Origin of the sequence: Clostridium brassicae, from assembly GCF_026738875.1 — a bacterium.
Taxonomy (GTDB): domain Bacteria; phylum Bacillota; class Clostridia; order Clostridiales; family Clostridiaceae; genus Clostridium_H; species Clostridium_H brassicae.
In genome coordinates this window covers 39,204-54,093 of record NZ_JAPQFJ010000015.1, presented here as the reverse complement: position 1 = coordinate 54,093, position 14,890 = coordinate 39,204, and the positions used below count along the sequence as shown (strand labels likewise).

Below are 14,890 nucleotides of genomic sequence, written 5' to 3'. Positions count from 1 at the left end.
TATACTACTCCTGTCTAAGTTTATTAAAGTATAAGATTATTAGAGTGGTTAGTTATTGGATAAAAGAGGTGATTCAGTAAATATGGGGTCTTATATGGATGAAAGAAAAATTAAAATACTTGAGGCCATTATTCGTGATTATATCTATACTGGAGAACCTGTGGGTTCAAGGACAATTGCTAAAAAATATGAGTTGGGAGTAAGTTCTGCTACTATAAGGAATGAAATGTCAGACCTTGAGGATATGGGATTAATAGAACAACTTCATACTTCTTCGGGAAGAAAACCTTCAGATAAGGGGTATAGATTATATGTGGATAAGTTAATCCAATTGCAGCAATTGACTACAGAAGAAGAACTCAAAATAAAGACAGAGCTTATAAATAAAGCTTTGTTTGAAGTAGATAAAATGGTTAAAAGAGCTACACTACTTCTTTCAGAACTTACAAAATTAACTTGTGTAGTAAGAACTCCATCTTTAAAGAATAGTCATATAAAAACTATTCAGCTTTTAAACATAGACAGTAATAATGTGTTGGCAGTAATAGTTACACAAGATGGCATAATCAATAATAATGTTATACGTGTAAATGAACCTATAGAGAATAAGTCTCTTCAAAAGATATCAAATACACTGAATTTAAGACTTAATGGTTTAACTATACAAGATATTAATCTAGAGGTAATAAATGAACTAAAGACTAATCTAAGTGGATTTGAAGGTATCTTTAATGGAATTATTTCTGCTCTTTATGAGGCTTTAAATAAGTCTGAGAATAGCGAAATATATTGCCAAGGGGCTTCCAATATATTTAATTATGCGGAATATAAAGATTTTGAAAGAGCTAGACAGTTTCTATCCTTACTAGATAATAAGGAATTAATAGGACAGCTATTTAATAATGTTACATTTTCACAGAACATGCCTGAAATTTCGATAAGTATAGGTGAAGAAAATTTTGCAGATGATGCTAAAGATTGCAGTATTGTTTCAGCTATGTATAGTTTAGGAGATAAACCATTAGGTACAATAGGATTAATAGGTCCGACAAGAATGCAGTATTCAAAGGTCATATCTCTACTTAATAAATGTGTTAAAACACTAAATGAGAATATAAAAGAAATATATTCTGATGATTAATATCTGATGATTAATAGAGGTGAGGAAATGGAAAATAAGGAAAAAATAGAAGAAATCCTGACAGAAGATATGGATGATAAAGTTAATGAACAAGAAGAAACTATTGATGAAATGGATGAAGGAATAAAGGAAAATACTGAAGAAGAAGTTAATGAATTGAAAGTAGAAAATAATGAACTTAAAGAAGAAAACAAAAAATTAGAGAATGAATTAGACACATTAAAAGAAAGACTTTTAAGAGTAAATGCAGAATATGAGAATTTTAGAAATAGAACTGAAAAAGAGAAAAAAGAAATTTATACAGATGCATGTGGAGATGTTTTGGAAAACATTTTACCTGTATATGATAACTTACAAAGGGCTATAATGGCTGATGGTAGTGTAGAGGATCTTAGATTAGGAATAGAAGCTGTTATGAAGCAGTTTATCGAATCTTTAAAGAAATTGGATGTTGAAGAAATTTCAGCAGAAGGAGAATTTGATCCTAATTACCATAATGCCATAATGCATATAGAAGATGACAATTTTGATAAAAATCAGATTGTGGAAGTATTCCAAAAAGGATTTAAAAGAGGAGATAAGGTGTTAAGATATAGCCTTGTAAAAGTAGCTAATTAGAAATAATATTAAACACATTTTGCAAAAATTAAATTAACTAACTTTAGGAGGGAATTTTTAAATGGGAAAAATAATAGGAATAGACTTAGGAACAACTAACTCTTGCGTAGCAGTTATGGAAGGTGGAAACCCAGTTGTTATACCAAATGCTGAAGGTGCTAGAACTACTCCATCAGTATTAGCATTTAAGGACAATGAAGAAAGACTTGTAGGTCAAGTTGCAAAAAGACAGGCAATTACAAATCCTGATAAAACTATAATTTCTATAAAAAGACATATGGGAACAGATTATAGAGTGGATATAGATAATAAAAAATATTCACCAGAAGAAATATCAGCGATGATTCTTCAAAAATTAAAGGCAGATGCAGAAGCATACTTAGGAGAAACTGTGACTGAAGCAGTTATAACAGTCCCTGCTTATTTTAATGATAGCCAAAGACAAGCGACTAAAAATGCTGGTAAAATAGCAGGACTTGATGTTAAAAGAATTATAAATGAACCAACAGCTGCATCATTAGCATATGGTCTTGATAAAACAGAAACTTCTCAAAAAATATTTGTATATGACTTAGGTGGAGGTACATTTGATGTATCTATACTTGAACTTGGTGATGGAGTATTCGAAGTTAAAGCTACAAATGGAAATACAGCTTTAGGTGGAGATGACTTTGACCAAAAAGTTATGGACTATATAGCTGATACTTTTAAAGCAGAAAATGGAATAGATTTAAGAAATGATAAGATGGCTGTTCAAAGATTAAAAGAAGCAGCAGAAAAAGCTAAAATAGAATTATCATCATCAACAACTACTAATATAAACTTACCATTTATAACAGCAGATGCTACTGGACCAAAACATATAGATATGAATTTGACAAGAGCAAAATTTGAAGAGTTAACTCATGATTTAGTTGAAGCAACAATAGAACCTATGAGAAAAGCATTAACTGATGCTGACCTTTCAATAAATGATATAGACAAAATTGTTTTAGTTGGAGGTTCTACAAGAATCCCAGCAGTTCAAGAAGCAGTTAAAAACTTTACTGGTAAAGAACCAACAAAAGGAATAAACCCAGATGAATGTGTTGCTTTAGGAGCAGCAATTCAAGCAGGAGTATTAACTGGAGAAGTTAAGGATGTATTACTTTTAGATGTAACTCCACTTACATTAGGAATAGAAACTTTAGGGGGAGTAGCAACTCCGTTAATAGAAAGAAATACAACAATACCAACAAGAAAGAGCCAAATATTCTCAACTGCTGCAGATAATCAAACTTCAGTTGAAATCCATATTGTTCAAGGTGAAAGAAAAATGGCCTCAGACAATAAAACTCTTGGAAGATTCCAATTAAGTGATATACCACCAGCACCAAGAGGAATTCCACAAATAGAAGTTGCTTTTGATATAGATGCTAATGGTATTTTAAATGTTTCTGCAAAAGATAAGGGAACAAGTAAAGAAGCTAATATAACAATTACAGCATCAACTAACTTAAATGATGCTGAAATAGATAAAGCTGTTAAAGAAGCTGAGAAATTTGCAGCAGAAGACGAAAAGAGAAAAGAAACAATTGAAGTTAAAAATAATGCTGATACTATTTCTTATCAAACAGAAAAAACATTAAAAGATTTAGGAGACAAAGTTTCTGAAGAAGACAAGAAAAATGTTGAAGATAAATTAGCAGAACTTAAAAAAGTTAAAGATGGTGATGATATAGAAGCTATTAAAAAGGCTACTGAAGAAGTAACTCAAGCATTTTATGCTGTTTCTTCAAAAATTTATCAAGAAGCTGGTGGTCCACAAGCAGGTCCACAAGCAGGCCAAGATATGGGAGATATGGGTGGAAACAATGCAGGGAAATCAGATGATGATAATGTAGTAGATGCTGATTTTAAGGTTGAAGAAGATAAGTAATTTGTATATAATAAAATAAGTTAAAAGTGATTTGAGGGATGGGTAATAACCCTTCCCTTAATTTTAGTAATGTTATTTGAGTTTTTCGAACAAAAACACATTAGGTGGTGAAAAGTTAGGGATGGCAAATAAAGATTATTATAAGGTCCTAGGAATTTCAAATGGTGCTAGTGAAGATGAAATAAAAAAAGCATATAGAAAACTTGCAATGAAATACCATCCAGATAGAAATCCAGGAGATAAAGAGGCAGAAGAAAAGTTTAAAGATATAAATGAGGCATATCAAGTATTATCAGATCCTGAAAAAAAATCCCAATATGATAGATTTGGAACTACAGATTTCAATGGTGGATTTGGTGGAACAGGTGGTTTCGATTTTTCAGGTGGCATGGGAGGATTTGAGGATATATTTGATTCCTTTTTTGGAGGCTTTGGTGGATTTTCATCAAGAAGAAAGAATGGACCTGAAAGAGGGGAAGATATTGAGTATACTTTAAATCTTACTTTTGAAGAAGCTGTTTTTGGAGTTGAAAAGGAAATATCTTTAACAAAAAACGAAAAATGTGAAACTTGCAATGGAACTGGTGCTAAACCGGGAACCAATTCTAAAACTTGTGATAAATGTAATGGAACAGGTCAGGTAAGGTATCAAAGGAATACTCCTCTTGGAAGTTTTGTTAGTACAGCTACCTGCGATAAGTGTAATGGAAGTGGTAAAATTATAACTAATCCATGTCATACTTGTCATGGAAAAGGTACTGTAAGAAAAAATAAAAAAATAAAGATTAAAATACCAGCAGGAGTAGATACAGGAAATGTATTGCCTCTTAGAGGTCAAGGAGAACCAGGTAAAAATGGTGGTCCTTCAGGAGATTTATATGTAAATATAAGAGTTTCTCCACATAAATTTTTCAAAAGAAAAGGCTTCGATATATATGTAGAACAACATATTAGCTTTGCAAGAGCAGCCTTAGGAGTAGAACTTGAAGTAGCTACAGTAGATGGAGATGTTAAATACAAGGTTCCAGCAGGAACTCAATCAGGTACAGTTTTCAGACTTAAAGGTAAAGGTGTTACAAGAGTTAACGGTCATGGAAGAGGAGACGAATATATTAAGATTATAGTAGATGTACCTAAAAACTTAAATGATAAGCAAAAAGAAGCTTTAGTAGCTTTTATGGAAGCTAGCGGAGAAAAGTTAGAAGATGGTCACAAAAAATCATTTGTGGATAAAATAAAAGATACTTTTAAGTAAAACTTGTTTCTCTCTTCTGAGGGAGGCAAGTTTTTTTAGTTTACTTTACGATATACTATGATTTATAATGAAGTTGATTTTTACTATATAAAGAAGGAGTGCTTTTATAAAATGGATAAAAACTGGATAGAGATAGAAGTTATTACAAGTAGTGAGGCTGTGGAGGCTGTAACAGGTATTCTATATAATACGGGAGTACAGGGAGTTGCTATTTTAGATTCTCAAGATATTAAATTAAAGAAAGAGAATCCTGGTCAATTTGATTGGGTTGATGAAATAATAATAGATGTAAAAGAAGGAGCTATTTTAAGAGCTTACTATAAAAAAGAAGATAATATAGATGAACATGTAAATTATATAAAAGAAGCTGTAGATAAGTTAGAACAATATGGTATAGATAAAGGAAAAGGTCTTGTCACTGCAAAAAAAATAAATGAAGAAGATTGGGAGAATAACTGGAAACAATATTACAAACCAACTAAGGTAGGAAATAGAGTAGTGGTTAAGCCAATTTGGGAAGAGTATACTAGGAAAGAAGATGAAGTTATTGTTGAATTAGATCCTGGTATGGCTTTTGGCACGGGGACTCATGAAACAACAAGACTTTGTGTTAAAGCTCTTGAAGAATATGTAAAAGAAGATAGTGTAGTGTTTGATATTGGAACAGGTTCAGGTATACTTGCTATATCTGCTGCAAAATTGGGAGCAAAAAAAGTTGTGGGAGTAGATTTAGACCCTGTTGCTGTAGATTCAGCAAAAAAGAATATTTCTTACAATAACATAGATAATATTGAGGTTCTATACGGGAATTTAATGGAAGTAGTAGATGGAAAAGCAAATATAGTTATAGCAAATATATTGGCAGATGTTATAAAAATATTAGTAGAGGATGTTAAGAAATTTATTGAAAAGGATGGGTACTTTATATCTTCTGGTATAATACTTGAAAGAAAAGCAGATGTTATAGAAAAACTGGTTGAGTGTGGTTTTACAGTTGAAAAGGTTAATGTTGACGGAGAATGGTGTTGTATAATAGCTAAAGCTTAGAAAAGGAGCGGTATTTGTGCACAAGTTTTTTGTACCTGGAAATCAGATATTTGGAGATAAGGCTATAATAGAAGGTGAAGATGTAAAACATATCTATAAAGTTTTAAGATTAAAAAAGGGAGAAAAGGTAAATATTAATAACTGTAGTGGAAAAGAATATTTAGGAGAAATAGAGTCTATAAATAAAACTGCTGTAGAAGTAATTCTATTAGAAGAAATTAATGTAAGTAATGAAGCACCTATAGATGTGTATTTATATCAAGGATTTCCTAAGGGAAGTAAAATGGATTTGATTGTTCAAAAATGTACTGAATTAGGAATAAAAGAAATAATACCTGTTGTAACCTCAAGAGTTTTATCTGCTGTAGGAAATGTAAAGAAGGAAAATAGTAAGGTAGATAGATGGAATAGAATTGCATTTGAAGCATGTAAGCAAAGTAAAAGAACTCTTATATCTAAAGTAAGAGATGTAATAGATTTTAATGAAATGAAAGAAGAACTAAAAGAAATGGATCTAATTGTAGTACCTTATGAAAATGCAGAAAATTATGGTGTGAAAAATTTAATTAATAATTTGCATAGTAAAGTTAAAAAGGTGGCAATTATTGTAGGACCAGAAGGTGGTTTTGAAGAAGAAGAAATTAAAATATTAGAGGAAATAAAAGCGGAAATAGTTACATTAGGTCCGAGAATACTTAGAACAGAGACTGCCGGATTTGTTTGTCTAAGCTTAGTTATGTATGAACTGGGAGATTTAGGAGGAAAAAATTAATGAAAGTTGCCTTTGCTACTTTAGGATGTAGAGTTAATCAATATGAATCAGAGGCTATGGCTGAAAAGTTTATTAAAAGTGGGTATGAAGTAGTTCCTTTTAGTGAAGTTGCAGATGTATATGTTGTTAATACATGTACTGTTACTAATATGAGTGATAAGAAATCACGTCAAATGATCTCTAGAGCAAGAAGATTAAATGAAGATTCAGTTATAGCAGCAGTGGGGTGTTATACGCAAATTGCACCTGATAAGGTTAAAGATATAAAAGATGTAGATGTGGTTTTAGGAACTCGCAATAAAGGAGAAATTGTATATTGGGTGAATAGGGCAAGAGAAGAAAGAAGACAAATAGTAGAAGTTAACGACGTACTAAAAAATAGAGTTTTTGAGGATCTAACTATTGAGGAGTATCAAGATAGAACAAGAGCTTTTTTGAAAATTCAAGATGGATGTAATAATTTTTGTTCCTATTGTCTAATTCCTTTTGCGAGAGGAGCTGTATGTAGCAAAAAACCTGAAAGAGTAATTAGCGAGGTTAGAGAATTAGCAAGTCATGGATTTAAGGAAGTGATTTTATCAGGAATTGATATATCTTCTTATGGAGTTGATTTAGAGGGTGAATATAATCTTTTGACTATACTGCAAGAAATAGACGAAATAGATGGAATAGAAAGAATAAGGATAGGTTCAATAGGACCAGAATTTTTTAATAAAGATATAATGAGCGGTATTTCAAAAATGAAGAAGTTATGTCCTCACTTTCATCTATCTCTTCAAAGTGGATGTAATGAGACTTTAAAGAGAATGAATAGAAGATATACTGTAGAGGAATATAAAACTATTGTAGAGAGTCTTAGAAAACAGATTCAGGGTGTATCTATAACTACTGATGTAATTGTAGGATTTCCAGGAGAGAGTGAAGAAGAATTTAATAAAACATATGAGTTTTTAAAAGAGATAAAACTTTCTAAGATGCATATATTTAAATATAGTCCTAGAACTGGAACTAAGGCAGCTTCTATGGAAGATCAAGTGGATGGTAATATTAAAGATGCTAGGAGTAAAATGCTTATAGAATTAAATGAAGAGAATGAAAAAGAGTTTATGAAAAACTTCATAGGAAAAGATATGAAGGTATTATATGAACAAAAGATAGATAAAGAGGAAGATTTGTACGAAGGATATACCCCTAATTATATAAAGATTGTAGCTAAGTCTAAAGAAGATATTAGAGAAAAGATAGTAGATACATTACTGAAAAATGTAAGTAAAGATCATATTATTGGACAAATTCAATAATTATAAAAAATATTTATCGTATTATGAAGGATTTTTAGATATGTTTATTGAATATTATAAGGCATGAGTATATAAGTGAGGAGGTGAGAAGCATGGAAGAGTGCATATTCTGTAAAATAATTAATGGTGATATACCGTCTAAAAAAGTTTACGAAGATGATGTAGTATTGTGTTTTGAAGATATAAATCCGGCAGCACCGGTTCATGTTCTCGTAATACCTAAAAAACATATAAAAAATTTAAATGAGATGAGTAATGAAGACTCAAACATAATAGCACATATTTTTTCTGTAAGTAGGGATATTGCAAAAAAATTAGATATAGATGATAATGGATACAGAATTGTCATGAACTGTGGTGAAGATGGAGGACAAGAAGTTGAACATATTCATTTTCACATGCTAGGAGGAAGAAATTTATCGTGGCCACCAGGCTAAATTTTTTCTTAATATTAGTCTTAATGAAGTGAAAACAGTTGACAGCTTGTAAAATAATGTTGTATAATTACCAATGTGCTATTTTGCCCTCAGCAACTGCAAACAACTTAGGTTTGAATACTGCTAGGGAGGGAGGGATAATCGGTGTCAGAAGTTAAAGTAAGAGAAAATGAAACTTTAGAGAGTGCTTTAAAGAGATTTAAAAGATCTTGCGCTAAAGCGGGTGTTTTATCTGAAGTAAGAAAGAGAGAACATTACGAAAAGCCAAGTGTTAAAAGAAAGAAAAAATCAGAAGCTGCAAGAAGAAGAAAGACAAAACATAGATAAAATAAATATTTTAAGAAGGTACCTCAAGTATATCTCTTAAGATAAGGTTAAGTAAAAACTTAATTTATAATAGAGATTTTATTAGAGTACCTTCCTAAGCAGTTGACCGAAGATGAAATGCTGAAGTTATTGTCAGCAAGTTGATGAAGAAGGGGCAGATAGTAAACACACAGAAATTGCTAAAATTAAAATTTCAGTCTTTGGACTTGATTAAGAGCCAGTTATTAACTGGCTCTTTTTATTTTATTAAATGTAAGTAATTTATTAAAATGAAAACTCATAAATTAGTATGAAAGCAATTATTAGGAGAAATTAATGAAAGAAAAATTAGATAGAACCAAAGAAAATATGGCAGAAAAGTTGGACTTACCAAGAGATATAGTATTAAACATGCCCAAAATAACAATAACAGGAGATAATGAAATAAAAATTGAAAATCATAAAGGAATAGTAATTTTTGAAGAAGGGCAAATAAAGATAAATTCTAATGTGGGTATAGTATCAGTTCAGGGAAGTAAACTTGAAATATTATTTATTGGTGGAAGCACTATAATTGTAGGGGGTAAATTTAAAGGAATAACTTATGAGGGGATTGCGTATGAATAGGTTTAATTTTAGTAAATATAAAAAAGGAATAATAACTATTGAGATTCAATCTATGCTACCTGAAAAATTTATAAATTTACTTTGGAAAAATAATATAAACATAACAAACTTAAGAAAGATTGATATTACAACTATAATTATGGATGTAAGTCTAAAAGACTATTATACTATAAGAGAAATTTCAAAAAAAACAAAGACTAAAATTAAGATTATTAATAGAAAAGGTATATCTTTTTTTATAATAAAGATTCATAATAGAAGGGCTTTAATAGGCGGTATAGTTATATTTGTAGGCATAATTTATTTTTTATCCACATTTATATGGTCAATAGATATAGTTACTGAAAAAAGTATTACTCCATTTGAACTTAGAAGTCAATTGAAAAATATGGGTATTAAACCAGGAATCAATAAAAGAAAAGTAGACGTATATAAGGTTGAAGAAAAACTTATGAAAGAAAATAATGATATAATGTGGATTAGAAGTAGAATTGAGGGGGCTAAATTAAAAATTAATATAGCTGAAAGACAGCAACCCCCTAAAATTAAAGAGGATAATACTCCTTGTGATATAGTTGCAAGAAAAGATGGGGAAGTTGTTAGGGTTTATTCAAGTGCAGGAACTATAGTTGTAAAAGAAGGAGATATAGTAAAAAAAGGTGATGTCCTTATCAAAGGAGAACAGGGGAAAGAAGAGAATGTTTATTTTGTCCATGCACAGGGAGATGTTATTGCAAAAACATTTTATGAAAGTACTAAAGATGTGTCTATAAAAAAACTTGAAAGAAAGAGAACTGGAAGAAAACAAAAAAGTATATACTTAAATATTTTAGGGAAAAATATTTGTTTAAAAAAAGTAAAAAATAATTTTAAAATTTATGATAAAATATTGGTAGATAAAAAAATATTTAAAGAAGAAGTTTACTATGAAGTAGTTGAAGAAAATAAAGTATTAAATAAAGACGAAGTTGTAAAAGAAACAGCAGAGTCACTTTCACAGGACATGATTGTAAAGTTAGACAAATCTGTTAAAATAGTAGATAAGATGGTCGATGCAAATCAGTCTGGAGAAAAAATAAATGTGAGAGTAATGTTGGTAGTAGAAGAGAATATAGCACAACCTCAGAAGAAAGAACTTGAGGAAAAGGAACTAGAAAATTAATAGTCCTACTTAAGATGAGATATCATAAAAACTAAGGGATGTGATTTATAGATGGACAATTTTAAAACTATATTGAATGACAATAATAATGCAAAAAAAGTATTGATTTTTTTCCTCACCTCTATTTTTATTTCAGCTATTTTAATGACATCTTTAATAACTAAGAAATATGATTTTAAGGAAGGCGATATTTCAAGAATAGATATAAAGGCTACAAGAGAAGTTAAAGATATATTAAAAACTAAAGAAAAGGAAGCACAGGCTGAAGAGTCTGTGGGAGAACAATATAATAAAAATTTAGAAATAAAAAAACAAAGTCTAGAAGAAATCAATAACTTGTTTTTTCAACTTTTAAAACTGCAAGAAAGAAAATTAGATGAAAGTGCAAAAATTGAAGAATTAAAAAAACAGTTTCATATGAATTTATCAGAAGAGGATATAAAAACGCTTGTATCTTTAAATAAAGACCAGCTAGAAATACTCAAAAAAAGTTTATTAGACGTCATGAATAAAGTACTTGACTATGATATAAGAGAAGATAGTGAAGAGGACTTGAAAAAAGCCCAAGATGTTATAGATGTTAAATTTAATGCTGCAAAGCTTCCTAAAACATTAAGGGAACTTGGTAAAAGTATAGGTTATTCTAAGGTGAAACCTAATTTCTTTTATGACAAAGAAAAAACAGAACAGTTAAAGACAGAGGCAAGAAAAAAAGTACAGCCCATAATGATTAAAAAAGGGCAGACAATAGTTAAAGAGGGCGAACCAATTACTGATAGAGATTTAGAAATCCTTAAAGATTTAGGATTATTAGATAATGAAAATAATAAATATATGTATATTGATATAATTGTATTAGTGGTTTTAGTGTTATTCATACAATGGTTCTATCTTTATAAATATTATAGAAAAATTTATGATGATAATAGAAAGCTGGTTTTAATAAGTATATTAACTTGTTTATCTGTTTTATTTGCAAGAGCGCTTAATGGAGTTACACCATTTTTAATACCACTTGCATGTGTACCTATGTTATTTACGCTCTTAATAAATCATAAAATATCACTCAATGTGAGCATAATTAACTGTATTTTAATAAGTGCTGTTGTTCAGTTTGATATACAAATAACTTTACTAGCCATACTAAATAGTATACTAGGTGCTATGGTATTAAAAAAACTTCAACAAAGAAATGATATTATGTATGCTTCCATTTTTATAGGAGTAACAAATGCAGCTTTAGTATTTACAGTTGGATTTTTGTTAAGTAATAATGTTTTTGAAGTTATGAAAAGATCAGGATTCTCGTTTGTTGCTAGTGTTTTAGCGGCAGTACTTACTATAGGATTCCTACCTTTCTTTGAAAGTACCTTTGATATAGTAACTACAATAAAGCTTTTAGAGTTATCTAATCCTAATCATCCTGTGCAAAAGAAGCTTCTTTTAGAAGCACCGGGTACATATCACCACAGTATACTTGTAGCTAACTTGGCTGAGGTAGCGGCAGAACAAGTTGGAGGAAATCCAGTTTTGGCTAGAGTTTCTGCTTATTATCATGATATTGGGAAAATAAAGCGACCTTTATTTTTTAAAGAAAATCAAATTGGGAGAGATAACCCACATGATAAAATCAATCCTAATTTAAGTACATTAATAATTACATCACATGTAAAAGATGGATTAGAAATTGCAAAGGAACATAAATTACCAAAAGTTATACAAGATGCTATAGAACAGCATCATGGAACATCGCTTGTTAAGTATTTTTATATAACAGCTAAAAATTCAAGTGAAAAACCAGAAGAAGTTAAAGAAGATGATTTTAGGTATTTAGGACCTATACCAGATAGTAAGGAAATAGCTATATTGATGCTTGCAGATAGCATAGAGGCGGCAGTTAGGTCTATTAATGAGCCTACAAAGGGAAAAATAGAAGAGATGGTTAATAGTATTATAAAAGCTAGGCTTAATGAAGGACAATTGGACAATTGTGATTTAACGCTTAAAGATGTAAATAAAATAAGAAACTCGTTTTTAAAAACTTTAGGGGGAATATATCATGAAAGAATAGAATATCCTACAGAAAATATTTCGCCAAAGAATAAAAAGGAGAATAAATAATGATATATATAGACGATAGACAAGAAAAAATTAAAGTTACAGATGAAATGGTAGGAACGATAGAAGATATAATTAATTATGCTTTAAAAGAGGAAGAAGTAGACGTTCCTACTGAAATTAGTGTTATCTTTATAGATAATGAAAAAATTAAAATGATAAATAAAGAGCAAAGGAACATAAATAAAGTTACAGATGTTTTATCTTTTCCTATGCTAGACTATCCAGAAGGAAAAGTGTATAAAGAAGTATATAAAGATTATGATTTTATGGAAGCAGATATGGATAATGGAGAGTTAGTCTTAGGGGATATAGTATTGTCATTAGAAAAAGCGGAAGAACAATCAAAGGAATATGAACACTCCTTTATTAGAGAGGTATGCTATTTAACTATTCATTCTGTTTTACATTTGTTAGGATATGACCATATGATAGATCAAGATAAAATAAAAATGAGAAAAAGAGAAGAAATGATTTTAGATAAGTTTAATATAAGAAGATAATAGGTAAAATATAATATGAGTAATAAATAGGGTTCTTAATTTCAGGTGGAGTTTTTATTTCAAATGAAATTTATTAACAGGATTTTTAGGAGTTCTAATCCTTAGAAGCTGTTATTCTTTAGGAGAAACCATTATCCAAGGTTGTGCTATACTTTACTTCCATTTTAGAGAAAAGCAGAGAGGTGAAATCTTCGATTCGGTGCGAATTGCTTTCACAGAGTGCGATGGAAGTATTAGAATGGTTAGACATAGGATAAAAATATAAGTATTGACATGCAGTTATATTTTATTGCATGTCAATACTTATATTAAGGGGGTTAATTGCCGGACAGTATGTTATAACCCTCGAAAGAACTATAATTAAATTTTAATAATCTATTTGTTTTATAATTTTAATTAGGATTAGTGAAAAATCTCATATGTTTTGTAATATCATGAATTAAGGGGAATTATATAAGTATTGGTATGGACTTTTGAAATGTGAAGGATGGTGAATATTATTAGAAGAGTAAAAAAACTTGTAGATAGTTTTAATTATGCTATAGAGGGAATGATATATAGTGTAAGAACACAAAGAAATATGAAAATACATATGATTGCAGCTTTAATTGTATTAAGTGCATGTTTTTTCTATGATTTAAGTAAGATAGAACTGCTAATAATTACAATAACGATAACTATGGTTTTGATATGTGAAATGATTAATACAGCAATAGAATGTACAATTGATGCAACCACTAATTACTACCATCCATTAGCAAAAATTGCTAAAAATGTTGCTGCAGGAGCAGTTCTAGTTTCAGCTATAAATGCATTGTTAGTAGGATATATAATATTTTGGGATAGATTATCTCCTTTTAGTTTAATTGTTATAAATAAAATAAGAAATTCTAATCCTTATATGATTTTTTTAGTTTTAGTAATAGTATCTTTGGCTACTGTGATTGTTAAAGCTATATTTGGAGAAGGAACTCCATTAAAGGGAGGTATGCCTAGTGGGCATAGCGCAATAGCATTTTCTATTGCTACAATGATAGTTCTACTTACAGGAAGGCCTATAGTTATGATTTTAAGTTATCTTATGGCTTTAATAGTCGCTCAAAGTAGAGTTGATTCGGAAGTACATTCGATTTGGGAAGTTATAGCTGGAGCTGTTTTTGGAATCTTATTAACACTACTTATATTTAGAGTTTTTGATTAAAAGAATTTGAAATGAAACTAAGACGTGGTATAATTTATATACTATCATATTTCAGAAAATTAATCCTATGGAGGAAAAGTTATGGATTATAGAGAATTAGTAAGAAAAGCATTAGAAATTAGAGAACGGGCATATGCTCCTTATTCAAATTTCAAGGTAGGTGCTGCTGTTATAATGGAAGATGGTAAAATATATAGTGGATGTAATATTGAAAATGCTTCTTATGGTGCTACTAATTGTGCTGAAAGAACAGCTATTTTTAATGCAGTTACAGAAGGAAATAGAAAACTTAAGGCAATAGCTATTGTTGGAGATACAACTACCTACACTTATCCATGTGGAATATGCAGACAGGTTATTAGTGAATTTTGTGATGAAGATACAGATATAATACTTGTAAAGAATGAAAAAGAGTATTTAACAAAGAAAATTGATGATATATTGCCAGGTGCATTTACAAAAAAAGATTTAATTAAATAAGGAG

The 14,890-nt window shown here is 29.9% G+C and carries 15 protein-coding genes; all 15 read left to right on the top strand.

Translation table 11 applies throughout. The features are described from left to right. Nucleotides 1-82 precede the first annotated feature (82 nt). Nucleotides 83-1,141, top strand: a complete 1,059-nt coding sequence (gene hrcA / locus OW729_RS13900; RefSeq protein WP_268062202.1) for a heat-inducible transcriptional repressor HrcA — start codon at nucleotides 83-85, stop codon at nucleotides 1,139-1,141. A 27-nt stretch (nucleotides 1,142-1,168) separates the two neighbouring features. Further along, the gene (gene grpE / locus OW729_RS13895) at nucleotides 1,169-1,759 is read left to right on the top strand and encodes a nucleotide exchange factor GrpE (RefSeq protein WP_268062143.1); all 591 of its coding nucleotides are present in this window, start codon (nucleotides 1,169-1,171) and stop codon (nucleotides 1,757-1,759) included. Between the two features lie 61 nt (nucleotides 1,760-1,820). Beyond that, a complete protein-coding gene (gene dnaK, locus OW729_RS13890) occupies nucleotides 1,821-3,677 on the top strand; it encodes a molecular chaperone DnaK (protein ID WP_268062142.1) in 1,857 nt (618 codons plus the stop codon). A gap of 121 nt (nucleotides 3,678-3,798) precedes the next feature. Next, nucleotides 3,799-4,932, top strand: a complete 1,134-nt coding sequence (gene dnaJ / locus OW729_RS13885; RefSeq protein ID WP_268062141.1) for a molecular chaperone DnaJ — start codon at nucleotides 3,799-3,801, stop codon at nucleotides 4,930-4,932. A gap of 111 nt (nucleotides 4,933-5,043) precedes the next feature. Continuing rightward, complete coding sequence (gene prmA / locus OW729_RS13880; protein ID WP_268062140.1) at nucleotides 5,044-5,979, top strand: 50S ribosomal protein L11 methyltransferase; 936 nt, start codon at nucleotides 5,044-5,046, stop codon at nucleotides 5,977-5,979. 16 nt (nucleotides 5,980-5,995) lie between these two features. Beyond that, entirely contained in the window at nucleotides 5,996-6,751 is a 756-nt protein-coding gene (locus tag OW729_RS13875) for an RsmE family RNA methyltransferase (RefSeq protein WP_268062139.1), read from the top strand. Continuing rightward, entirely contained in the window at nucleotides 6,751-8,052 is a 1,302-nt protein-coding gene (gene mtaB / locus OW729_RS13870; RefSeq protein WP_268062138.1) for a tRNA (N(6)-L-threonylcarbamoyladenosine(37)-C(2))-methylthiotransferase MtaB, read from the top strand. Before OW729_RS13875 ends, mtaB begins: the two co-directional genes overlap by 1 nt. Before the next feature lie 92 nt (nucleotides 8,053-8,144). After that, nucleotides 8,145-8,489, top strand: coding sequence for a histidine triad nucleotide-binding protein (locus OW729_RS13865; protein WP_268062137.1), 345 nt, complete (start codon nucleotides 8,145-8,147; stop codon nucleotides 8,487-8,489). A 144-nt stretch (nucleotides 8,490-8,633) separates the two neighbouring features. Beyond that, the gene (gene rpsU, locus OW729_RS13860) at nucleotides 8,634-8,816 is read left to right on the top strand and encodes a 30S ribosomal protein S21 (protein WP_268062136.1); all 183 of its coding nucleotides are present in this window, start codon (nucleotides 8,634-8,636) and stop codon (nucleotides 8,814-8,816) included. A gap of 315 nt (nucleotides 8,817-9,131) precedes the next feature. Next, entirely contained in the window at nucleotides 9,132-9,422 is a 291-nt protein-coding gene (yqfC, locus tag OW729_RS13855) for a sporulation protein YqfC (protein WP_268062135.1), read from the top strand. Continuing rightward, complete coding sequence (gene yqfD, locus OW729_RS13850; RefSeq protein ID WP_268062134.1) at nucleotides 9,415-10,584, top strand: sporulation protein YqfD; 1,170 nt, start codon at nucleotides 9,415-9,417, stop codon at nucleotides 10,582-10,584. Before yqfC ends, yqfD begins: the two co-directional genes overlap by 8 nt. 51 nt (nucleotides 10,585-10,635) lie before the next feature. Continuing rightward, entirely contained in the window at nucleotides 10,636-12,705 is a 2,070-nt protein-coding gene (locus OW729_RS13845; RefSeq protein WP_268062133.1) for an HD family phosphohydrolase, read from the top strand. Beyond that, complete coding sequence (gene ybeY, locus OW729_RS13840; RefSeq protein WP_268062131.1) at nucleotides 12,705-13,205, top strand: rRNA maturation RNase YbeY; 501 nt, start codon at nucleotides 12,705-12,707, stop codon at nucleotides 13,203-13,205. Before OW729_RS13845 ends, ybeY begins: the two co-directional genes overlap by 1 nt. 487 nt (nucleotides 13,206-13,692) lie before the next feature. Beyond that, nucleotides 13,693-14,406 carry a diacylglycerol kinase gene (locus OW729_RS13835; RefSeq protein ID WP_268062130.1) on the top strand — a complete coding sequence of 238 codons (714 nt, stop codon included), beginning with the start codon at nucleotides 13,693-13,695 and terminating at the stop codon, nucleotides 14,404-14,406. A gap of 81 nt (nucleotides 14,407-14,487) precedes the next feature. Beyond that, nucleotides 14,488-14,886 carry a cytidine deaminase gene (locus OW729_RS13830; protein WP_268062129.1) on the top strand — a complete coding sequence of 133 codons (399 nt, stop codon included), beginning with the start codon at nucleotides 14,488-14,490 and terminating at the stop codon, nucleotides 14,884-14,886. The last annotated feature ends 4 nt before the right edge of the window (nucleotides 14,887-14,890 follow it).